The organism is Candidatus Thiodiazotropha endolucinida, assembly GCF_001715975.1.
In the GTDB taxonomy this organism is placed as follows: Bacteria; Pseudomonadota; Gammaproteobacteria; order Chromatiales; family Chromatiaceae; genus Thiodiazotropha; species Thiodiazotropha endolucinida.
This window is the reverse complement of record NZ_MARB01000006.1, coordinates 157,156-179,219: the sequence shown is the minus strand read 5'-3', so window position 1 is coordinate 179,219 and position 22,064 is coordinate 157,156. Positions and strand designations below refer to the sequence as shown.

General features: G+C 51.9%; 18 protein-coding genes. 9 read left to right on the top strand and 9 right to left on the bottom strand.

What is annotated here, in order from left to right; all coding sequences use genetic code 11:
- The first annotated feature begins 144 nt into the window (after positions 1–144).
- The 7 genes from rsxA to CODIS_RS06965 all read left to right on the top strand — a co-directional run bounded on the left by rsxA (position 145) and on the right by CODIS_RS06965 (position 6,307).
- Positions 145–726: an electron transport complex subunit RsxA gene (gene rsxA / locus CODIS_RS06995; RefSeq protein WP_069122795.1), complete on the top strand. Its 582-nt coding sequence runs from the start codon at positions 145–147 to the stop codon at positions 724–726.
- A 13-nt stretch (positions 727–739) separates the two neighbouring features.
- On the top strand, positions 740–1,318 hold the full coding sequence (gene rsxB, locus CODIS_RS06990) for an electron transport complex subunit RsxB (RefSeq protein ID WP_069122787.1): 579 nt from the start codon (positions 740–742) through the stop codon (positions 1,316–1,318).
- Between the two features lie 5 nt (positions 1,319–1,323).
- Positions 1,324–3,027 carry an electron transport complex subunit RsxC gene (gene rsxC / locus CODIS_RS06985; protein ID WP_069122783.1) on the top strand — a complete coding sequence of 568 codons (1,704 nt, stop codon included), beginning with the start codon at positions 1,324–1,326 and terminating at the stop codon, positions 3,025–3,027.
- The gene (gene rsxD / locus CODIS_RS06980) at positions 3,027–4,070 is read left to right on the top strand and encodes an electron transport complex subunit RsxD (RefSeq protein WP_069122780.1); all 1,044 of its coding nucleotides are present in this window, start codon (positions 3,027–3,029) and stop codon (positions 4,068–4,070) included. The genes rsxC and rsxD overlap by 1 nt, the downstream gene beginning before the upstream one ends.
- The gene (gene rsxG, locus CODIS_RS06975) at positions 4,063–4,701 is read left to right on the top strand and encodes an electron transport complex subunit RsxG (RefSeq protein WP_069122776.1); all 639 of its coding nucleotides are present in this window, start codon (positions 4,063–4,065) and stop codon (positions 4,699–4,701) included. Before rsxD ends, rsxG begins: the two co-directional genes overlap by 8 nt.
- Positions 4,702–4,704: 3 nt before the next feature.
- The gene (locus CODIS_RS06970; RefSeq protein ID WP_069122772.1) at positions 4,705–5,397 is read left to right on the top strand and encodes an electron transport complex subunit E; all 693 of its coding nucleotides are present in this window, start codon (positions 4,705–4,707) and stop codon (positions 5,395–5,397) included.
- Between the two features lie 175 nt (positions 5,398–5,572).
- Positions 5,573–6,307 carry a 16S rRNA (uracil(1498)-N(3))-methyltransferase gene (locus CODIS_RS06965; protein ID WP_069122768.1) on the top strand — a complete coding sequence of 245 codons (735 nt, stop codon included), beginning with the start codon at positions 5,573–5,575 and terminating at the stop codon, positions 6,305–6,307.
- 4 nt (positions 6,308–6,311) lie between these two features.
- Here CODIS_RS06965 and zapE read toward each other — a convergent pair whose 3' ends face one another.
- The 9 genes from zapE to CODIS_RS06920 all read right to left on the bottom strand — a co-directional run bounded on the left by zapE (position 6,312) and on the right by CODIS_RS06920 (position 19,947).
- Entirely contained in the window at positions 6,312–7,385 is a 1,074-nt protein-coding gene (zapE, locus tag CODIS_RS06960) for a cell division protein ZapE (protein WP_069122766.1), read from the bottom strand.
- A 22-nt stretch (positions 7,386–7,407) separates the two neighbouring features.
- A complete protein-coding gene (locus CODIS_RS06955; protein ID WP_069122762.1) occupies positions 7,408–7,875 on the bottom strand; it encodes a chemotaxis protein CheW in 468 nt (155 codons plus the stop codon).
- Positions 7,872–15,026: a hybrid sensor histidine kinase/response regulator gene (locus tag CODIS_RS06950; RefSeq protein WP_069122759.1), complete on the bottom strand. Its 7,155-nt coding sequence runs from the start codon at positions 15,024–15,026 to the stop codon at positions 7,872–7,874. The genes CODIS_RS06955 and CODIS_RS06950 overlap by 4 nt, the downstream gene beginning before the upstream one ends.
- A gap of 84 nt (positions 15,027–15,110) precedes the next feature.
- Complete coding sequence (locus CODIS_RS06945; RefSeq protein WP_069122756.1) at positions 15,111–17,150, bottom strand: methyl-accepting chemotaxis protein; 2,040 nt, start codon at positions 17,148–17,150, stop codon at positions 15,111–15,113.
- Between the two features lie 55 nt (positions 17,151–17,205).
- On the bottom strand, positions 17,206–17,778 hold the full coding sequence (locus CODIS_RS06940) for a chemotaxis protein CheW (RefSeq protein ID WP_069122753.1): 573 nt from the start codon (positions 17,776–17,778) through the stop codon (positions 17,206–17,208).
- Positions 17,771–18,205: a response regulator gene (locus tag CODIS_RS06935; protein WP_417903654.1), complete on the bottom strand. Its 435-nt coding sequence runs from the start codon at positions 18,203–18,205 to the stop codon at positions 17,771–17,773. The genes CODIS_RS06940 and CODIS_RS06935 overlap by 8 nt, the downstream gene beginning before the upstream one ends.
- Before the next feature lie 64 nt (positions 18,206–18,269).
- Complete coding sequence (gene pilG / locus CODIS_RS06930) at positions 18,270–18,653, bottom strand: twitching motility response regulator PilG (protein WP_069122973.1); 384 nt, start codon at positions 18,651–18,653, stop codon at positions 18,270–18,272.
- Between the two features lie 115 nt (positions 18,654–18,768).
- Entirely contained in the window at positions 18,769–19,491 is a 723-nt protein-coding gene (locus tag CODIS_RS06925) for a rhodanese-like domain-containing protein (protein ID WP_069122750.1), read from the bottom strand.
- A 75-nt stretch (positions 19,492–19,566) separates the two neighbouring features.
- The gene (locus CODIS_RS06920) at positions 19,567–19,947 is read right to left on the bottom strand and encodes a hypothetical protein (protein ID WP_069122741.1); all 381 of its coding nucleotides are present in this window, start codon (positions 19,945–19,947) and stop codon (positions 19,567–19,569) included.
- 273 nt (positions 19,948–20,220) lie between these two features.
- Here CODIS_RS06920 and gshB point away from each other — a divergent pair, with 273 nt between their 5' ends.
- Complete coding sequence (gshB, locus tag CODIS_RS06915) at positions 20,221–21,171, top strand: glutathione synthase (RefSeq protein ID WP_069122738.1); 951 nt, start codon at positions 20,221–20,223, stop codon at positions 21,169–21,171.
- Complete coding sequence (locus tag CODIS_RS06910; protein ID WP_083220596.1) at positions 21,168–22,028, top strand: energy transducer TonB; 861 nt, start codon at positions 21,168–21,170, stop codon at positions 22,026–22,028. The genes gshB and CODIS_RS06910 overlap by 4 nt, the downstream gene beginning before the upstream one ends.
- Positions 22,029–22,064 lie beyond the last annotated feature (36 nt).

Sequence of the window (22,064 nt, the reverse complement as noted above, 5' to 3'; positions counted from 1 at the left end):
GCCATAAACCGCTCCATTTGCGGCATATCAATGCGGTAAATGGCCGGGACACGCATAGTATCGTGAAATTACCCATTAGACACGAGTTGTAACCAATTAAACAGCCGCTTATCCTTACGCCAACACGTATCGACAGTTTATTTTATGCAAGAGTACGCCCTTATCCTGATCAGCACCGTGCTGGTGAACAACTTCGTCCTGGTGAAATTTCTGGGGTTGTGTCCGTTCATGGGAGTCTCCCGCAAGCTGGAAACGGCAACCGGCATGGGGCTGGCCACGACCTTCGTACTCACCCTCTCCGCTATCTGCTCCTATCTGGTCAACGAGTATCTGTTGATTCCCCTCGGTTTGGAGTTTCTCCGCACCATCGCCTTTATCCTGGTGATTGCGGTTGTGGTCCAGTTCACCGAGATGGTGATGCATAAAACCAGTCCCATGCTGTACCAGGTGCTGGGTATCTTCCTGCCACTGATTACCACAAACTGTGCCGTGCTTGGTGTGGCCCTGCTCAATACCCAGGAGCAACATGGTTTTATTGAGTCCGCACTCTACGGATTCGGTGCCGCTGTGGGCTTCTCACTGGTCCTGGTACTATTTGCCGGTATTCGTGAACGGGTTACCGTTGCGGATGTCCCTGAACCACTGCAAGGAAACGCGATCGCATTGATCACCGCCGGTTTGATGTCGATGGCCTTTATGGGCTTCGCGGGACTGGTCGCCTCGTAAGGATCACGTATCAATGTTAGTTGCCATCTTAACTGTTTCCACCCTTGCCGCCCTGTTCGGCCTTCTGCTTGGTTATGCCAGTATTCGGTTTCATGTGGAAGGAGATCCGATTACCGATCAGATAGAACAACTGTTACCCCAGACCCAATGCGGTCAATGCGGTTTTGCAGGATGCCGCCCCTATGCGGAGGCCATTGCCGGCGGCGAAGCGGAGATCAATCTTTGCCCCCCCGGTGGAGAAACCACCATGGTCGCACTCGCCGACCTCCTGGGGCGGGATCCCATGCCCCTGGATGAAACTGTTGCACAGGAGAAACCTAAATCCATCGCACTGATCAAGGAGGAGGAGTGCATCGGTTGCACCCTCTGCCTGCAGGCCTGTCCGGTAGACGCAATTATCGGGGCCGCTAAACAGATGCATGTCGTTATCTTTGACGAGTGCACGGGTTGCGAACGCTGCCTGCCGCCCTGCCCTGTCGACTGCATCGTGATGCAACCGATCGCATTGAATACGAGTAATTGGCGCTGGCCCTTCCCACAAAGCGGCCTGGAGGAGATTGCCACTCCCGACCTACTCAGGAAGGCAGGCTGAATCCCGTGTATGTTGAGTCGAAAAAAGGCAAGACCCGGAAGCTGTGGCAATTTCATGGCGGCCTGCACCTGCCGGAGAAAAAAGAGATCTCTTTGGATAGGCCGTTGCAGCAGGCCACACTGCCCAGCCGATTGGTGCTGCCTTTACAGCAACATATCGGTGTCCAGGCGCAATCCCTGGTCACCGTCGGAGAGAGGGTACTCAAAGGACAGATCCTTGCCAATTCTAACGCCCCGGTCTCCGCGCCGGTGCATGCGCCCACTTCAGGTGTGATCATTGCGATAGGCGAACATGCTGTCCCCCATCCTTCAGGGCTGACCGGTCAATGTATCGTCATCCAACCCGACGGCGATGACAGCTGGGTGGATCTACCTGAACCGATGACCGATTTTAAATCTGTGGATGTTCGGGAGTTACGCCAACGCATCCGTGAGTCGGGTATCGTGGGCATGGGTGGCGCCACCTTTCCATCCGCGATAAAACTCAATCCGGGTAAGCCCATCAAGACCCTGATCATCAATGGCGCCGAGTGTGAACCCTATATCACCTGCGATGACAGGCTGATGAGGGACTTTGCAGGTCGCGTGATGGAGGGAACACGTATTCTACAGCACATGCTGCAGAGCGAAGAGTGTCTGATCGCCATCGAAGACAACAAACCCGAAGCGATTCTCGCGATGTTTCAGGAGCTGCGGGATGAAGAGAATATCGAAGTGGTGCGTATTCCCACACTCTATCCCAGTGGCGGCGAGAAACAGCTGATCCGAATCCTCACCGGGCGCGAGGTCCCCACTTCCGGCCTTCCTGCCCAAGTGGGTGTAATCTGCCATAATGTCGCCACTACCGCAGCTATCGCAGACGCAGTGCTCGATGGCCGGCCGCTGATTTCCCGTATCGTGACGATCACCGGCGAGGGGATTGGTGAGCCGGGTAACTTTGAAGTCCCGTTGGGTATGCTTGCCGGGGATCTTATCGCCCAGGCCGGCGGCTATATCGAACAACAGCCGCAGCAATTGATTCTGGGTGGCCCCATGATGGGGTTTGATCTGAATACTGACCAGGTCCCCATCACCAAGGGCGCCAACTGTCTGCTTTGCCCAAGCGAAGAGGAGAGTCCGCCACCGCAACCGGCCAGGGCATGCATCCGCTGCGGACGCTGTGCCGATGTTTGTCCAGCCAATCTGCTGCCGCAACAGATCTATTGGTACAGCCGGGCCAAAGATCTGGAACAGGCACAGGATTACAACCTGTTCGACTGCATCGAATGCGGCTGTTGCTCACATGTATGCCCTTCCCATATCCCGCTGGTCCAGTACTATCGTTATGCCAAGGCGGAGAGCTGGGCACAGGAGCAGGAACGCCGTGAATCCGAGCACGCCAAACAGCGGCACGATTTCCGGGTCTCACGCCTGGAGCGACTGGAAGCAGAACGTAAAGCAAGGCTGCGTAAAAAGAAACAGGACCTGAAGAGTAAACCGCCGGCGAAGAAGAGGGAAGCGTCCAAACAGGAAATCAGCGATAAGGATGCCAAACAAGCTGCCATCGAAGCAGCCATGAAACGCGCAGCCGAGAAAAAGGCCAGGCAACAGCACAGGCCCAAAAATACCGATAACCTGACATCCGACCAACAGGCGCAGATCGAGGCTGTGGACAAGAGACGCCTGGTTGCCCGAGAGGAGAAGGAGCAACAGAAGGAGCATTCCGAATAATGGAATTTCATACTACAAGCTCTCCCCACACCAAACGCATCAACAGGGTAGATAAGGTGATGCTGCAGGTGGTATTGGCGCTCTTACCCGGGATTATTGCCCTGATCTTCTACTTCGGCTGGGGCGTGCTGATCAATTTGATACTGGCTGTCATCGCCGCAACCGCATTCGAGGCCCTGGTGATCAAACTGCGCAAGCGCCCTGTGACACCGGTACTGTTGGATCTAAGCGCAGTTGTCACCGCCCTGCTCTTTGCAGTTGCCATCCCACCGCTGCTGCCCTGGTGGCTGGTTATTCTTGGCATGGCCTTCGCCATCATTATGGTTAAACAGATGTATGGCGGCTTGGGCTATAACCCTTTCAATCCCGCCATGGCGGCCTACGTCCTGTTGCTGATCTCCTATCCGGTGGAGATGACCAGCTGGCTGCCTCCTTTCATATTGGCGGAGCAGCAGCTCAATCTGTCACAAATCCTGGCATACAAGTTCACCGGCGCACTACCTCAGACGATAACACTGGATGCCATCACCATGGCCACTCCATTGGACCAGATGCGTACCAATCTCGATCTCAACCGCATGATCAGCGAGATCCGGCAGAATCCCTTGTGGGGTGATTTTGGCGGTCTCGGTTGGGAGTGGATCGGCAACTGGTTCCTGATGGGTGGTATCTGGATGGTCTACAAGCGCACAATCACCTGGCATATACCTCTGGCATTTCTCAGCGGATTGGTCGGCATGGCGGCCATCTTCTGGTTGTTCGATGCAGAGAGCTTCCCCTTTCCACTATTTCATGTCTTCAGCGGCGGAGCCATTCTCGGTGCCTTCTTTATCGCAACTGATCCTGTCACCGCTTGCACCACTCGAACCGGTCAGTTGATCTATGGCGCATCAATCGGAGTGCTGGTCTATGTCATCCGCACCTGGGGAGGCTATCCGGATGCCGTGGCCTTTGCTGTTCTGCTGATGAATATGGCAGCACCGACCATCGATTACTATACCCGCCCGCGAACCTACGGACATGGTGAGGTGAGGCGTGAATAACCGACATGCAATACTGATTGCAGCCGCAATCCTTGCATCATTTGCGGTTTTAGGCACCTCGCTGGTGACCATGACCCATGCATTTACCAAAGAACGCATCGAATTGAACGAACGCGAAGCCCTGCTACGCTCGCTGCATGCACTTGTACCGTCTGAGAGCATTGACAACGATATGATCTCCGATGTCATCACAGTCAGCGCAAAAGATTCTCTCGGCTGGGATGAGACAACTGTCTATCGCGGCCGCAAACAGGAACAACCGGTGGCCGTTGTACTGAACACTGTCGTACCCAACGGGTACAGTGGACCGATCAAACTGCTGGTGGCGGTCCGATACGACGGTACGCTGGGTGGCGTAAGAGTGATCAGCCATAAAGAGACCCCCGGCCTGGGCGACAAGCTTGAGGAATCGCGCTCAGACTGGATATACAGTTTCAACGGTAAATCGTTACACAATCCGCCATTGAAGAAATGGGGCGTCAAACGGGATGGTGGTGTATTCGATCAGTTCACCGGTGCTACCGTAACACCACGCGCCATTGTCCAGGCCGTGAAGAAGACACTGCTTTATGTAAGGGATAACAAGGATGCGCTTTACGATCGATCCCCAACAATAGAGCATAAGGGATAAGCTATGGCTGAACAAAAATACCGTAATCTCATCGTTGACGGGTTGTGGCACAACAACCAGGCACTCGTCGCCCTGCTTGGCCTGTGCCCCCTGCTTGCGGTGAGTAATACAGCCATCAATGGCCTTGGCCTGGGACTTGCAACGACAGCTGTCCTGGTTGCTTCCAATACAACAGTTTCTCTGATACGCAACTTTGTACGCCCTGAAGTACGCCTACCTGTATTTGTCCTGGTAATCGCCTCATTCGTCACCGCCACTGAACTGAGTATGAATGCCTATTTCCATGAGCTGCACAAGATACTCGGCATCTTCATTCCGTTGATCGTAACCAACTGCATCATCATCGGTCGCGCAGAGGCTTTTGCTTCAAAAAACAATCTCTCTCATTCACTGGTGGACGGTATAAGTATCGGTATCGGATTCACCTTAGTATTGGTTACACTTGGCGGTATGCGCGAACTGGTGGGGCAGGGCACACTGTTCGATCAGGCGCATCTGATGTTTGGCGAGGCCGCACAGGGATTCACCATCAAGATCGATAATTTCCCCGGTATGCTGATCGCAATCCTTCCACCCGGCGCATTCATCGGACTGGGACTCTTGATTATGGTTAAGAATCTTATCGACCAACGCCTCGCTGCCCGGGCAATCCAGAAAGCCGAGTATCCCGAAGGCAGCGAGGAAATAGCAAGATAGCCACAACAAAGTGAATCCCGATGATCGTAACTAATACAACTTCGCAATCAATAATTTTGAAAGTAACATCTGATTGTTGGCTACACCTGTCATATCATTGGTGTTAAATGTGCCCTGATGTGCGTTCATTAGCGGTCATTTTCCATACTCTGTTTTGAAGTAGGTCAATCGCAATATGCGTATTCATCGATTCTTCACTTCTCATCCCCTGCAGAATGGTTTGCAGATTACCCTCGAGGAAGAACCGTCACACCATATCAACCAGGTGTTGAGACTTCGTGCCGGAGACAATGTCGCACTGTTTAACACCGACGGTGAGGAGTATGGCGCAACACTCACTCAGGTCAGCAAACAAAAGGTAACCGCCACAATCGGCGAACTAATCAAGCATGAAGCGAAAAGCAATTTGGCGATTCACCTTATATTAGGCATCTCCCGAGGCGAACGCATGGACTTCGCAATACAAAAGGCGACCGAACTCGGTGTCAACCATATTACACCTGTCTTGACCGATCGCTGTGTCGTCAAACTGAATGAAACAAAGAGTACCCGCCGACAGGCACATTGGAGGCGTATCGTTATCAATGCCTGTGAGCAGTCGGGGCGATGCCGCATACCGGTTGTCGACAAACCGGTGGAGTATGGAAGCGCATTGAGTAGTATAGAGGGTGCCACGACGATTTTACTGGATCACCGCAGCCGGTTTACCCTGCATCAGATCGATGCTCCCCAAAGCAGCCTCTCAATCCTCATCGGGCCCGAAGGCGGACTGACAAGCAATGAACGCCAACTCGCCATCAAGAAGGGCTTTGTCGGTGTTCGGCTGGGTCCGCGGATTATGCGTACCGAAACGGCACCACTGGCGACCATTGCCGCGGTACAAACGCTTTGGGGTGACTTCTCTGATTGAATCCTCAGCCGATATGCGGCGTCTCAAGGTAGGCGGCAGACTGCATCTCTTTCAGGCGGCTTGCGGTTCGATTGAATTCAAATGCCAAACGCGTACCGGCATAGAGTCGTTCAGGCAGTCCTTCAGCACTGATAACCAGCTTGACCTTGCGGTCATAAAACACATCAACGAGGTTGATAAAACGACGTGTGCGATCATCCCAAGTGCCGTCAAGATAGGGAATATCTGAGATAAACACCGTATGGTGGCAACGCGCCAATTCAAGGTAGTCGTTTTGCCAACGGGGTGGACCACACAAGGCATTGAAGTCGCACCAGATCACGCCATTTGCACGCTTTAGAAATCGGATCGCCCTACCCGGAACTGAGAATCGCCCGCCGCTCTCCACATCTCCACACACCAGGCGATCAAACTCCTGTTTCATCTGTTTCGCTGCATTGTCTCCCAAAGGCGTATGATAAACGGTTGACGCTTCAAACAGCCGTAACCTGTAATCATCATCCCCCATTAACTCAATCACATGATTGTTGCTTTTCAGGATTTCGATGGCAGGGAGAAAACTGTCCCGTTGTATGCCCCCCGGATAGAGTTCATCAGGATGTCGATTGGAGGTTGTCACCAAAATTATTCCAGATTTTTCCAATGCTTCCAGCAGGCCACGCATCAGCATGGCATCACCGATATCGATAACATTGAATTCATCGAGACACAATACCTGCATTCGTTGTGCCATTTCGGCAGCAATCAATTCCATCGGTGCACTTTCACCCTCGCGATGCTGCAAACGCTGATGAGTTTGACGCATAAAACTGTGAAAGTGATGGCGTTCGACACCGGCTTCCCTGGTGTATTGAAAAAAAAGATCCATCAACCAGGTTTTACCCCTGCCAACCCCACCCCAAAGGTAGATGCCCTCGACAGATACATTCCGCTTAAACCAAGACCAGCCACTGGATCTTGTTTTCCGTCGTAACTCTCCGGCAAGGCGCTCAAAGGAAGCAACTACGATCTCCTGATGAGGATCAGGCTCAAATCCGTTTTTTTGCAGTATTTCTATGTAGCGCTGATGTAGAGACAAGGGTGCAGGATGAGGGCGGGTGTCAGTTTACGACATCTAAAACTTGTCGTTCGATTTCATCCAGATCAGGTATCATTGCCGGGTTCATATCCAACTCCACCCGCTGTTTAATCAGTGGATCGAGTTCATCTTCCGAATTTAGCGGAATGACGTTGTCGGCACTTACTCTGACAAGGCTCGGAATGGCTTGCACAACCAAACCGATATGGGTGAGCTTTTGTTGCTGGTTCAGAGTATTCATGACCATGATTCTGCCACGGTGTCCGGGTATGACGACCCGTGCACCCAGCATACCCTCGAATGAGACAATGGGAATAACCACACCGCGCCAGATAGTGCTCCCCACTAGCCAATCAGGCTTTCCCTGTTCCACAGACTCGGGTTCCTGATAACCTATCACTTCGGCAATGACTGCATTTGGCAACAGGAGTTGAAGCTCATGGAGTGGAATTAGGACACTTCTGACCTCTTTGACAACGATTCGGCTCATAATCTGCTTTCCGCCAGGACCTCGTTGATATTATCCAGCAATTCACTCTCCTGGTATGGCTTACCAAGGCAACGTTTTACGCCCAAATCCATAGCGCGTTGCCGATGCTTATCACCCACCCGGGATGAGATCATAATGATCGGTAAGCCATAGTAGTCGACGGAGTTATTGATATGCCGTGCCAGTTCGAATCCATCCATTCGCGGCATCTCGATATCCAGCAACATGATATCTGGCACCTGTTCCTGCAACAGTGCAACTGCTTCGACTCCGTCTTTTGCCGTGACCACTTCCATATCGTGGCGTTCCAGCAAGCGGCTGGTAACTTTGCGCACGGTAATGGAATCATCCACCACCATGACCCGCAACTGATCCTCTGCCCGTTTTTTCGGTGCCTCCTTGGCTATGCTGAGCGGGGAAGCGGCATGAGTGGCATCCATACGCACAAGGGCAGCAAGATCGAGTATCAATGCCACCCTTCCATCGGCAAGAATAGTACCGCCGGTGATCCAACGTACACTGCCGACCTGCTTACCAAGTGACTTCACCACAACCTGCCTGCTGCCAAGCAGTTCATCGACCTGCAATGCAGCCTGATGTTCACCTGTCTGCAACAACAACAGGGGCAGCCAGCGCGTCGCTTCCGGTATCTCGTGCTGCCCGACCCCCATCATACGACCGAGATAACTGACCTTGTAGTTCTTGCCACCGTAGCTAAAGCCTTCGCGCCCCCCCTCATAGCAGGCCATCAGCTCTTGACGGCGAATCCTCACGACACCTGATATGCTGCCATGGGGAATCGCATAGATCTCTTCTCCCGCGCGAACCAACAGGGCATCGGATATTGCAAGGGTCAGTGGCAGTCTAATGATAAAACTGGTACCGCGGCCGGGTTGTGAATCGATCTCCAAAGACCCACCCAGCTGCTTGACTTCACTGGTTACCACGTCGAGACCGACGCCTCGTCCTGATATCTGAGTAACCTCTTTGGCAGTACTGAATCCTGGCAACAACACACACTGAATCAAGTCATCATCACTGATCTCGGCATTGGCATCGATCATACCCTGTTCCAGGGCGCGCTTGCGGATCGCCTCGATATCCAATCCTCTCCCATCATCAGAGAGTGTGATGAGCACATCGGTCGCCTCGCGATCGAGATAGAGGGAAATTCTGCCCAGCTCCTGCTTACTTGCCTTCTGACGATCTTCGGGAAGCTCAATACCATGGGAAACCGAGTTGCGCAGCAAATGTTCCAGTACCGGCACCATACGGTTGAGGATGCTGCGATCCAATTCCCCTTCAACTCCAAAACACTCAAGATTGGCCTTCTTGCCCAATTGACCGGCGGTCTGACGAACCAGGCGTTGCATTCTGGGTACAAGTTGAGCGAACGGCACCATGCGTGTGCGCAGCAAACCGTCCTGCAGATCAGTGGAGATACGCGACTGTTGCAACAGTAATGTATCTGTTTCGCGTTGCAGGTCTCTCAGCGACTCATTGGTATTTCCCAGGTCGTTGACCGTCTCCATCAAGGCCCTGGAGAGCTGTTGCATGGTAGAAAATCTGTCTAGTTCGAGTGGATCGAACTCGGTCCTGTCACGGTCATCCTCATGCTCCCGTTCCCAACGGTAGATGATCTGTGCCTCGGTTTCGATTTCCAGATTTCTCAATTGATTATGCAGACGTGAAACTGTCTGCTCCAACTCTGACAGGTTGAACCCAAGCACGCTATTCTGCTGTTCGAGTCGTGCCCGGTAGATACTCACCTCACCCGCATGATTGACCAGGCGATCCATGAGATCCGCATTGACACGTACCTGTTCCTTGGTGGGCTTAAAACTTTCCTCATCCTCTTTCTTATCCGGTTCAAGCAGCTTTGCAATCTCATCGTTGAACGGAAGCACTGTCGCCGACTCAATGACTTCTTCAACCAACTCCAACTCTTCGCTGCTTTCATCCTCCTGTACTTCCTGAATCGGCTCCACCAAATCCGCATGTGAAGGCGTGGGTTCGCCGCCAAGCAGATTCTGCAGCTGATCAACCTCGTTATCAGAGGCAGGTACTTTACCGGATTTCGCGATTGTCTCGATTTGCTGGGCCAGGTGATCGATTGCGTGTCTCATTGAATCAGTGACCGTCTCGATCGGATCAATCTCTTTTTCGACAATGGCTGTCATCACCGATTCTATTGCATGACTCAGATCGCCAACCGGCATAGTGCCAGCCAACCGTGCACTGCCTTTCAATGTGTGCAGATTGCGTTGTACACCATCAATGGCTGTATGGTCGTCAACATTTTCAAACCACTGCTGATAACTGCTTTCGATATGCTCAATGAATTCCTTCGCCTCTTCAATGAAGATCTGCACCAACTCATCATCTTCACCGACATCGAGCAGTACTTCATCATGCGCAAGCATGAAGGATTCATCTGTCAGATTGCTTGCTTCCTCGTTGACACCATCAAGATTGAAGCTCTCGAAAGGTATCACCAAATCTTCATCGTCAGGAGCCGATTCAGCGACTGCATCAGCACCCCTCTCAGACTCTTCCAACTCTTCTAACTCTTCCTCAAGATTTGGATCTATGAGTTCTTCTATGGAATCCTCTTCCAGTGACGCATTATCAATGATTTCCTGGATCCGCTCGATCATTGGATCAGCTTGATGGACCTTGCCGGTATTGGCGACATCATCCGTTTGTGTGGCAATCAAATCCAGTGCCTGGCGTACAACAGCAAACACTCTATCTGATATGTCCACCTGCCCCCTGACTACTCCGTTCAGCAAGGACTCCATGGCATGACTCAGATCACCCACAGGCTCGATACCGGCAAGACGCGAACTTCCCTTGATGGTATGCAACGCCCGCTGCATTCCATCCAGGCCTGTATGGTCTGCCCGGTTCTCACACCACTGGTTATAATTGGCCTCCAGGGCTTCCATCAACTCCCGTGATTCCTCAATGAAGATCTCAACCAGTTCCGGGTCCTCGCTCACCTCGAACAGGTCGCCATCATGCAGAAAGCTCATTGGCTCATCATAGTATGAGGAGGTATCTACCGCTTCTATCTGTGGAGATTCCAAACCCGACTCTTTTGCCTTTTGCAACTCTTCCTCAAGGCCGGCATCATCGATTTCAGCTAGATCCAGCTCCCCCTCTCCAAGCACGCTGTCCTCGGGCAGTGGCAGTTCCTCCTCAACGACGTCATCCTCGACATCGATTAGCTGGAGTTCCTCTTCAAGGTCATCATCCTCAACCTCGGCCAGCTGCAGATCCCCGCCAATAGTCTCATCCTCGACTTCAACCCGATCTATCTCATTCAACCCGGCACTTGAGAGAGGCGCCTCCAGGCTGGATAGCAGTTGAGATGAGAAGCGTACGTTTCCACCCGACTCGGCATCATCTATTTGTGTCGCCAGGACATCCAGGGCCTGGCGAACCATATTCGTCAGAGTGGCATCCGGTTCGATCTCTTCGCGGGACATGCGTTCGAAAAGGTTTTCCAGACCATGGCTCAGATCCCCTATTGGGTTGATGCCTGCCAACCTGGAACTCCCTTTGAGGGTATGCAGAGAGCGTTTGAACTCGTCCACGACCGCGGTGTCCAGAGGAGACTCAATCCATCCGTTGTAGTGCTGTTCGAGATTGTCCAACAGCTCCCGTCCCTCTTCGACAAAAATCTCAACCAGCTCATCATCTCCCTCAATCTCAAACAGTTCCTCATCGAGCTGGTAACTGGCCAGATCTATTAGGTTTGATTCAATCGCATCCTGAGCTGGAATATCGGCTGTCTCGGGTAGATCAATCTTCACCTCGCCAGGTTGCGAATCTTCATCCGCAGGGAATGGTACGATGGCGTCATCCGTGATCGGTTCAACCGGTTCCTCGATTTCCGATTCTGACGTCAGCTCCTCTACAACCGTCTCCCCAGCTTCCTCAACAGACTGATCAACTTCAGACACTGACTCCAGATCGTCAGTTATTGAATGGACCTCTTCCTGTTCAGGCTGTGTTTCGACGATTACCCGCTCCTCACCCTCAATTTGTGCACGTGCACTGCGCAAACCGTTAAGGTAGGTGTCTATATGAGGTTCGGGTAGACTCTCTTCAGGTAACCACTCGAGCAGTTTCCGAATGTAACCGACACTGCCACCGAACAGTTCAAGGATCTCCTCATCGACAACCATTTGCTGCTCATGCAATGCCCTGGCATAGTCCTCCATCGCATCGCTGAGCATGGCGATTGGTGAGATACCCGCCATATGGGCACTACCATGCAGGGTATGGCAAGCACGCACCACCTCTTCCGGTATCAGTATCTCCGTCTTCGCTTTTCTAGCCCCTTCGATGAACTGCTCGATCTCAAGTATATGTTCCTCGGACTCTTCACCGAAGACATCAAGCAACTCCGAATCTATCTCGATCTCTAAATCGGAATCGGTGAATTCCTCAAGCAATCCCTCTTCGGCCGCCTGTTCGGGTAATATCTCTTCGGCATCTATTGCAGTATCTGTCCCGGAGACTGCAGCTTCAGCGCTTGGTTCATAGTCCTGGTCGGAGATTTCAGATCGATCAGTGTCAATTTCCAGACTCGACAGGTCGTCGAGAAAGGTATCGAATTCCTGTTTTGATTCTGTTTCTTCCGCATCTGTCGCTTCTTCTATCTCTTCTTCAATCTCAACCACCGGTGTGGCAGTTTCACTCAAGACATCCTCAGACACTTCAGATGGCTGGGTATCTATTTCGAGTGCCTCTTCCTCTGCCGGCTGTTCGTCAACGCTCTCCATTTGCTCCGGATTGGCGACAGGCATGGGCTTGCCATCAGCCAACGCATAGGCTTGGCGTTGGATAAGTTCAACATCCAGGTCCGGATATACACCCTTTTCCTGGCAACTGATCAACTCCGGTAGTGAATCGGTGACTCGGTTCAATAGATCCATCATGTCAGGATTGACCTTGATGGTCTCGTCGATCAGGCGGTTCAACATGTTTTCAACCGCCCAGGCCAACTCACCGATCACTTTCGCGCCAACCAGGCGTCCGCTTCCCTTCAACGTATGAAATGAGCGTCGGAATGTTGCCAGCGCCTCTCTGTCATTATGATCTCGCTGCCACCGCGGAAGATGTTGCTGAATAGTCTCCAGCTCTTCCCGCGCCTCTTCCGTGAAGATTTCAAGGATCTCAGGATCGATGTCCTCCAGCACGGGCTTATCAACAGATGCGATTTCGGGTTCCTGCTCGATTTCAAGCTCTGGTTCCTGAGTTTCAGCCTCTTGTGCAGATGCCGTGTCCATGGATTCTTCAGAGATGATTTCCAGCTCAGGCTGCGGCTGCTCTATCTGCAGGCTACTGGCACCCAGCTCCAGATCAGAGATCTCTTCCTCATCGAGTTCATAGCCCTCTGTCTGATCAGCCGACTCTTCGAGATTGATGTTTTCAGACGGTTCGGTATAGGTCGTGATCTCGACACCGCCCAGATTCTGCAGATCATTCAATGCTGACTGGGCGATTGCCAGTATCTCCTGGCGATCACCGGCCCCATCCACCAGTGTCTCCAGATAATACTCGATACTGCTGACCACATCCGCAAGGGAGTTGAGTTGTTGACGGACAGGTATGTGTTCATCATCGATCAGGTAGGATTGTACAAACTCTCCCGTTTGATACATCAGTTCAGCGGCATCACCCAGGTTGAGCATGTTCAACGCCCCCTGAACCCGCTTGAAACTCTCATAGACGCTATCTAAAACCGAGCTGTTATCCGTCGCCTCGGTAAAGCTGATGATCGCCTCCTTAGACTTGGCAATCTCTACTTTCGCCTCTCTGACCGTCTGTTTGATCAGATTCTGGTATTCACCTTCCGGTAGACTCTGCACCAGACCATCATCAGTCGACCCATCCCCTTTTACAGGTTGAAAGGTATGCAGGGTACTGAGCGAGGACTCTACATACAAAATGTCTCCAGCCATCTCCATGAGTTCGAACTCTTCAGGCAGTACCTCCTGCTCAACGAAATTCTTAACTTTGTCGGCTTGCCGATTGAGTCTCGATCGCAATGCACCCTGGCCGATCATGCCGAGTGTATCCGCCAGTTTCCGAATTGGGGCCTCTAGATGACCCAGCATTTCCATGTCAGGCTTTTCATCCCTCATGAACAGATCGAGAATATCTTTGATGCGGGTCAGCTCACTGCCAACCGCATCCTTGATCGACTCAGCCAATTCGGCGTTGGAGCCGGTCAAGCCCAACCTGCCCTCGGTCAGTTCAGCCTCACTGGGCATGACAGAATCGAGGTTATAGGCATCCTTGATCTCTTTTATCAGGGTATTGTCGGATTCCGCCCGGGCAATATAATAGAGCAGGTTCTTCAAGAGAGCTTCCGGCGGAGTCTCAACCAGCGCCTGCTCACCCATGTCGATAATCGTCTTCATTTTGCGATCGAGACGGCTGAATAACTGCTTGACAGCAATTCCCGGGGCAATCGATCCCTCGATCAGACCGTGCATCAGACCTTCGGCAACCCAGAACAGATGGTGTACCGGCTCTGTACCCGCGTGCTGATGAAGCGTGGTGAAAACATCCCGCAACAACGGCCAGCCGTGAATGGTATCCCGTTTGCGATACCAGCTGAGCAGGCCTAAATGGTATTTCTGCCTGATCTGCCGGGCGTACATCGGCAACTCAGCATTCGCTTCACCCGTTGCCCGAGCCGTGTCGATTTCAGGTTTGAACAGTGCCGCTTCCGACAGCAGTGGAGCATCCCGCACCGCACGCAGATCATTCAGCAATGGCAGAATAATCATCGGAATATCGGCATCACCGCCCTGCAGCTTCTCCAGATAGTCCGGCAGTTGAATAAGTGCCAGCATCAAGGCTTCGGCCGCATCCTCCTCTTGTCTGACCGTACCCTCTGCCATGTCTCTGACAACCAGTTCCATCTCCTCGGTGAGCATACTGGGGCCATACACCTGAACCATCTGCAAGACACGGGCAATCTGATGCAGATGATCACCACATACAGCGAGCGAACTGCCGTCTCCAGGTGACTCCACATAGGCTTCAAGGGCCTGCCGGGCATGGCGAATGGAGATGTCCAACTCATCCTTTACCCAATTCAGAGCACAAAATTCTTGCGCATTACTCATACTTGGCGCACTCCAATCAGGATGGTTGTTGGGATGACTATGGCAACTCGCATCTGCTTTCGCATCAATCGATGATCTCGGCCACTAAGAAGGTAACCGGAAACCAGCAACGGATTTCTGCAGCTGATCCGAAAGATCCGCCAACATGCCAATCGAGTTAGCCGTTTGATGGGTGCCTTCGGAAGTCTGATTGGTGATCTCCTGAATAACACTCATCGTATCCTTGACAGTCACCGACTGACTTGACTGATCCTGTGCTGATGATGCGATCTTACCCGTAAGGTCAGCGATGTATTGGGATACGCTTTCAATCTCTTTCAATGCCTCGCCGGCATCCTCGGCCAGAGTCGCTCCCTTGACCACACCTGAGGTGCTCGCCTCCATTGAGGTGACTGCCTCGTTGGTATCTGCCTGAATGGTCTTAACCAGTGCTTCAATCTGTTTGGTAGCATTGATCGAACGTTCAGCAAGGCGCTGCACCTCGTCCGCAACCACCGCAAAGCCGCGACCCGCTTCACCGGCCATGGCCGCCTGCATGGCGGCATTCAATGCCAGGATATTGGTCTGATCCGCGATATCGTCGATCAGTTCGACGATATCACCGATCTCTTGCGAACTCTCACCCAAGCGCTTGATACGTTTCGAAGTCTCCTGGATCTGCTCACGAATATTGTCCATGCCCGAGATGGTATTGCGCACGGTGTCCGCGCCGGTACTCGCGATCTCCACCGAACGTTTCGCGACCTCCGCCGACTCGGTCGCATCCTGCGACATCTGATCGATAGCCTGGGTCATCGTCTTGATCGACTCGTTCGCCTGAGTGATCTGCTCTGCCTGATGCTCACTCGCCTCGGCGAGATGCATGGCCGTGGCACGACTCTCCTGGGTCGCACCAGAGACCTGCTCAGAGGTGCTGTTGATGGTTGTTACCAGTTCACGCAACGCCTCGATCGCATAGTTGATAGAATCGGCAATCGCACCGGTAATGTCTTCGGTTACGCTTGCTGTTACGGTCAAGTCGCCATCCGCCAGATCACCCATTTCATCGAGCAGCTGGAGGATAGCTTTCTGATTTGCCTCATTCTGTTGCTTACTTGCCTGCTCCCGACGCTGGGCATCCATAATCAACTGCACACCCAACAAGACCAGAAACAGCACCGCTGCAGCACCGAACACGGCGATCATTACAGGCCCTGCCTTTATCCCGAGAACAGAGAAACGACCCGGAGATTCACCAAAGGCCGCGATCAGTTCTTCTGCTGCATTACTTACATTGTCGGATGAATTGTTGACCACGGAAGCCGCTTCAAGGGCTGGCAACACATCAGGAATATTGCTGATGATCTCAGTGGTATTGTCGTTGATGGTAGCGAACAGTGTGGAAACATCCGCCAATCTCTGCTTGGCGATCTTGTCATCGACCTTGGCGATACCCAACTCTTTGTCGCCATTCAGCAATCCCTGCAGGATACGGCCGAAGAAATCGGCATCGCGACTGAACTGGTCGATCGCCGCTGCAGTCTCCTGACCACCTTCAAGCACCAGATTGACGTTTGAGTTGATTCGCTGAATCAACATCTCCTGCTCGGTGGCGATATAGATCTGTCGTCTGGGAGCATTACTGTTGATCAGAACCTCAGCCAACTCTTCCGACAACTCCTGCAACTGAGGGACAAACTCGGAAACGACGGCGGAGAACTCATCGATCGCAAGAATATTCTCTTGCGCTTTCAGTATTTCATCGATATTTCCCTGCAATTCAAGCCACTTGTTCTCCAGATTCCGCACCGTAGGCATTACCTCTATGGGCGAAGCCGGAAGCCCCTGGCTTTTTGTACCGTTCTTCAGCTCCCACATGATGTTGTCGAAGCGGTCACGACTCTTCTTCAGCGGCGCAAACGATTGCAATTCACCGCGAGCGGCGGATATAGCATATTTTGCGATTCGCTGAGCCAGCACCTGCTGCTCGGCAGCACGGATCAGGTACTGCTCGTCGTAGGATTCACGCTGGGTCGTGTGCAAGAAGGTTACGAGTGCAAGGATTAGACTCACCAGTACCAGTATGGCTAATATGGTGATGACCTTGTTGGAGGGCAACGTACTACCCGCGCGTCTACCTTTCATTCTGAATTCTCCCGAAAGCTAAAGCCCATGTCCTCATCCGATGTTCACCATTGCATCAGGTCGCGGCAATCTGAAAGCCCGGGTCTTCCGCGAGTGCCGAGAGACTGAAAACCGGCCATGTCATGCCATCCTGATCAAATTCGAATTGAACATATTTTGAAAATTTGTCGTTGACGAACTGCGTCTTTCTCGCGGTCTCCCTGGCAAAGTGACGCATACCCACCATCTCCCCGACCAATACCCCGGTCAAACCGCTTCCCAGGGTAATTACGAGCACTCGACTGCGCCTGCCATGTCGGGTTTTCATACCGATCAGATAGAGCTGCAGATCAACTACAGGAATCAATGTCCCACGGACGTTCGCCACTCCCATCATCCAAGTCTTTGAGCCTGGTACGGGCGTTAACGAAGAGGGGTGATTGAGGATCTCCTTGACGCCACTCAATGGCGCAACGAAACGGTGCTCCCCCACATAGAACATCACGCCCTCCCAATAGCTCTGAATCAGCTTCTGTTGTGGCAGGCCATAGGCCCTGTCTCTACAACGCTGTTCCAGCTCCGCAAGGAGCCCCACCACAGCCTGCGGTGTTTCTACAGAGGAGGGAGGCGCAAGGGTTGTATCAGGCATCGATCAACGCCTTGATCTTATGCAATAATTCGGCAGGAGCCACCGGTTTTACCAAATATTCTGTGGCACCTTGGCGCATACCCCAGTTTTTATCTGTCTGCTGCCCTTTGGTGGTGACCATAATGACAGGTATATTTGCCGTAGACTCATCATTCTTAAGCTGTCTTGTGGCCTGGAATCCGTTCAAAACCGGCATCACCACATCCATGAGGATGATGTCGGGCAGCTCCTGCTTGGCTACGTCGACGCCTTCTTGGCCATCCTTTGCCACAAGTATTTGATATCCCTGCTTTTCCAGGATTTTCTTGAAGATATGTATTTCAGTGGGTGAATCATCGACCACCAGAACCCTGGCCTTTGACTGACTCGATACCGGCACATCGCTTTCGACGGATTGTTCGCGACCCTTGCGAAATATATTTTTAATCATCGTCTTTCTCTACCCGGTGGTTTTCTGCCTTATCGGCTGATGTCAGAATGTCTTTAAAAAGTCATGCTGCATGCTTGACATAGCGTTTGATCGCCCCGAGTAACTCATCCTTTGTGAAAGGTTTGGTCAGATACTGTTCCGATCCAACGATACGCCCGCGCGCCCTGTCGAACAGTCCATCCTTACTCGAGAGCATGATCACAGGAATCTTCTTGAAGACATCGTTGTGCTTGATCAGAGCACACGTCTGGTAGCCATCGAGCCGCGGCATCATAATATCGACAAAAATCACATCCGGATGGTGATCGGCAATCTTTGCCAATGCTTCGAAACCGTCTGTAGCCGTTGTGACTTCGCACCCTGCCTTTTTCAAAAGGCTTTCAGCCGTCCTTCGGATTGTCTTACTGTCATCGATGACCATGACCTTGACACCAGAGATGTCCATCTCATTATCATCACCGCTCACATCAAAATCCTCATGTCACAGACCTAGTTGAATCTGAATCAATGCTGAAACCAAAAACATCCCAGCAACCCTATTTTCACAAATACAGAGTGGTTCATTCCCCTGGCACCACAGTCGTCAACCCCCACAGTTGCCACATTTGCATACCACCTCTGTAATAGAAGATTTTGTTCGCAGGGTAACCTACACTCAAGAGCCCTTTGATTGCCCTGGGGGATTGTCCGCATTCCGGACCATTACACCAGAGAACGAGCTCTTTGGCATCGGTGAAATCCCAGGTATCGGTTTTACCCTCGCTATTGATAATGCCTATTTCCTCGAGCTTACGTGAGATCGAGCCAACTTCCCCCCTCAGCTTACCCCCGAAAAGCTTTAACGCATCATCATTTTCCGCAGTACCTGCTTTACTGAGCACAGTGAACGGGATATTGATCGATCCGGGGATGGTGCCGCGCTCAAACCACTCAAGTGTGCGAGCGTCAATCAGGATGCCTTTGCCATCTCGGAATTTCGTCTCCATAAAGTCGAAGAGCTCAACCTCACCGATTGTAGCCACACTGGAATCCACTTGCATCGGTTGCAGACAGAACGGCGGACATTTACGCGCCGTCTTCGCATAATATCCCTTGAGCACATACTCCGGATCCTGAACCCGCTGCACCTTCACCGATTTTCCCTCGTGGATGACATGAAGATAGGGCTTATCACTTGTCAGCTTAATGTCCATCTCCTTTCCTACCTGCAACTCATCCGCGATTGATTGCAGAGGAAAGAAACCCACCAAAGCTACCAACGTTCCATAATAGAACAAATTCATATGCTATAACCTTCTGCTTCCACTTGGCCTAGACTCGAAAAATAACACTTGATGATTTCAGGTCCCGCATGACGCCTATTGATTGAGAAAGCGATCCATAATCTTTTTACGTATCTCATCGATCGAGGCCCCACCTTTGTACTCTTCGAATACCTCTTCACGAGAGCGTCTTGGCAATTTTTTATAAAAAGTAAAACTACCCATGTAACTCGCCTTGAGATCCTCCTCGAATGCCTTCAGGCTTGGCCCGTCAACCACATCTTCATCGTCAACTTCACTGCCAGTGGTGGTTTCAGTTGACTCCACCTTTTCAGCTTCAGACGAAATAGCTGACAGGTAGGGATCCTCCTCAGCAACAGTAAACTGAGCGAACAAGAGCATTGCAAACAGCGCAAATACCTTGAATTTCAAAAAGATATAAAATTCGCAGGTGATACGGGCATACCGTGTCGCCATCGCAATACACCTCAATTATTATCTAAGTTAACTCCGACACTACCCTCTCGAGCATATAGGGGTGCACCATCAGAGGAACTCTACACCCGGTCAGTTCCATTAACCTGATATATAACACCCCCAAAATAGCAAGACAGCCTGTCTGCATCAAGAATATACTTCCCAATTCAGAAACTTAAAGCTTGCAATAAGTCGCTGACTGCCATATGTAAGTCACCATATCGGCAATGAATTTAAAAACTTAACTCTGTTTTTGCCCATTAAGATGCCTCCATGACCATACAACTCGGCGTAGTGATGGACCCCATCGGTACCATCAAAATTCAAAAAGACAGTACTTTCGCAATGTTACTTGCCGCACAGGCCAAGGGCTGGCGAATTCACTATATGGAACAGAAAAACCTCTCACTAAAGGATGGTGTCTGCTGGGCATCGACCTGTGACCTGCAGGTCCGGGATGATCGATCGAAATGGTTTGAGTTCGGTGAAAGACACATACTGCCCCTGCATCAGTTGGATGTCGTATTGATGCGCAAAGACCCACCGTTCGACATGGAGTATATCTATTCGACTTATCTTTTGGAGCAGGCCGAAATGCACGGCTGCCTGGTGGTCAATCGCCCCAACAGTCTGCGCGATGCCAATGAAAAGCTGTATACCAGCCACTTCCCCCAGTGCACCCCTCCCACCCTGGTAACCCGGAACGCCGATGAGATCCGCACATTCCATCAGGAACAGGGTGATGTGATCCTCAAACCCTTGGGGGGAATGGGTGGTGAGTCTGTATTCCGGATAGCCCGGAATGATCCCAATCTGGGTGTAATCATAGAGACATTGACCCGCCATGGCAGCCGTTACGCCATGGCTCAGCGATTCATTCCTGAGATTTCAAACGGTGACAAGCGTATACTCATGATTGATGGAGAACCTATACCTTTTGCGCTAGCGAGAATCCCCGCAGAAGGCGAGACCAGGGGTAATCTGGCGGCTGGCGGCAGGGGTAAGGGCGTACCCCTTACAGAGCGTGACAGATGGATCGCCGAACAGGTGGGTCCGGCACTCAGGTCGAAGGGAATTCTGTTTGCAGGGCTCGATGTTATCGGTGACTATCTGACAGAGATAAACGTCACCAGCCCCACCTGTATCAGAGAACTGGATAACCAGTATGGACTCGATATCGCTGCAGATCTAATGGATGCGATTAGCAATAAGCTAAACAAATGATGGTCATCGGCAAACAGACTGATCTATTGGGCGTGAGTCTCTTCGCCGCTGCCTGCGTCCATGCCTTCGTCATTCTGGGCATCACCTTCAAACCAACCGAAAAAAGCAAACCGGAATTTCGCCAGCAAAGCCTGGAGGTGATGGTGCTGCGACGCCCAACGGAAGAGAACAAGACGGATGAAAAACCCGATTTTCTTGCCCAATCCAGTCAACAGGGCGGAGGCGAGGAGAGCAAACCGGCCAAACCCCCGACATCAGAGGCCGCGGCACCGCTGGCTCTACCAATACCCGAATTGTCGACACCGACAGAACCGGTGACACCACAACCCCAAAAGCCACTACTCAACACTGCGACCTCCAAGCTGAAGACACCTACTCCGCCGCCCCGGGAAGCCCCTCCACCCACCCCTTCAACCAAACAGCTGTTGAGCAGTAAGGCATTGGAAATAGCCAGAGTGACCGCCGAGTTGGAAAAAAAGACCCGGGCCTATGCAAAAATGCCCAAGCGAAAGTCGATAAACGCCAGCACAAAAGAGTATAAATATGCCGCATACCTGGATGCCTGGCGGAGAAAAGTGGAACGAATAGGTAATCTCAACTATCCTGACCAGGCAAAAAGGAGCAGACTCTACGGCAATCTGGTACTCCATGTGGCGGTAAAGGCTGATGGCAGCGTTGAACAGATCAAGGTGCTCCATTCCTCCGGCCATAAGATCCTTGATGACGCCGCAGTCCGAATCGTGCGTTTGGCCGCCCCCTTTTCACCCTTTCCCAACGAGATCAGAAAAGAGACCGATATTCTTGATATCACCCGCACCTGGCAGTTTTTACGCAGCGGCCGGCTCAACTCGCAATAGCTGTTGCAGCGGGGCGTCTGCAACTGGATACTATAG

What these genes read in the sequence shown, in the direction of transcription:
- rsxA (WP_069122795.1), top strand. Translation starts at nt 145, where the DNA reads ATGCAAGAGTACGCCCTTATCCTGATCAGCACCGTGCTGGTGAACAAC.
- rsxB (WP_069122787.1), top strand. Translation starts at nt 740, where the DNA reads ATGTTAGTTGCCATCTTAACTGTTTCCACCCTTGCCGCCCTGTTCGGC.
- rsxD (WP_069122780.1), top strand. Translation starts at nt 3,027, where the DNA reads ATGGAATTTCATACTACAAGCTCTCCCCACACCAAACGCATCAACAGG.
- CODIS_RS06970 (WP_069122772.1), top strand. Translation starts at nt 4,705, where the DNA reads ATGGCTGAACAAAAATACCGTAATCTCATCGTTGACGGGTTGTGGCAC.
- CODIS_RS06965 (WP_069122768.1), top strand. Translation starts at nt 5,573, where the DNA reads ATGCGTATTCATCGATTCTTCACTTCTCATCCCCTGCAGAATGGTTTG.
- CODIS_RS06955 (WP_069122762.1), bottom strand. Translation starts at nt 7,875, where the DNA reads ATGAGCCGAATCGTTGTCAAAGAGGTCAGAAGTGTCCTAATTCCACTC.
- CODIS_RS06950 (WP_069122759.1), bottom strand. Translation starts at nt 15,026, where the DNA reads ATGAGTAATGCGCAAGAATTTTGTGCTCTGAATTGGGTAAAGGATGAG.
- CODIS_RS06945 (WP_069122756.1), bottom strand. Translation starts at nt 17,150, where the DNA reads ATGAAAGGTAGACGCGCGGGTAGTACGTTGCCCTCCAACAAGGTCATC.
- CODIS_RS06940 (WP_069122753.1), bottom strand. Translation starts at nt 17,778, where the DNA reads ATGCCTGATACAACCCTTGCGCCTCCCTCCTCTGTAGAAACACCGCAG.
- pilG (WP_069122973.1), bottom strand. Translation starts at nt 18,653, where the DNA reads ATGGACATCTCTGGTGTCAAGGTCATGGTCATCGATGACAGTAAGACA.
- CODIS_RS06925 (WP_069122750.1), bottom strand. Translation starts at nt 19,491, where the DNA reads ATGAATTTGTTCTATTATGGAACGTTGGTAGCTTTGGTGGGTTTCTTT.
- CODIS_RS06920 (WP_069122741.1), bottom strand. Translation starts at nt 19,947, where the DNA reads ATGGCGACACGGTATGCCCGTATCACCTGCGAATTTTATATCTTTTTG.
- gshB (WP_069122738.1), top strand. Translation starts at nt 20,221, where the DNA reads ATGACCATACAACTCGGCGTAGTGATGGACCCCATCGGTACCATCAAA.
- CODIS_RS06910 (WP_083220596.1), top strand. Translation starts at nt 21,168, where the DNA reads ATGATGGTCATCGGCAAACAGACTGATCTATTGGGCGTGAGTCTCTTC.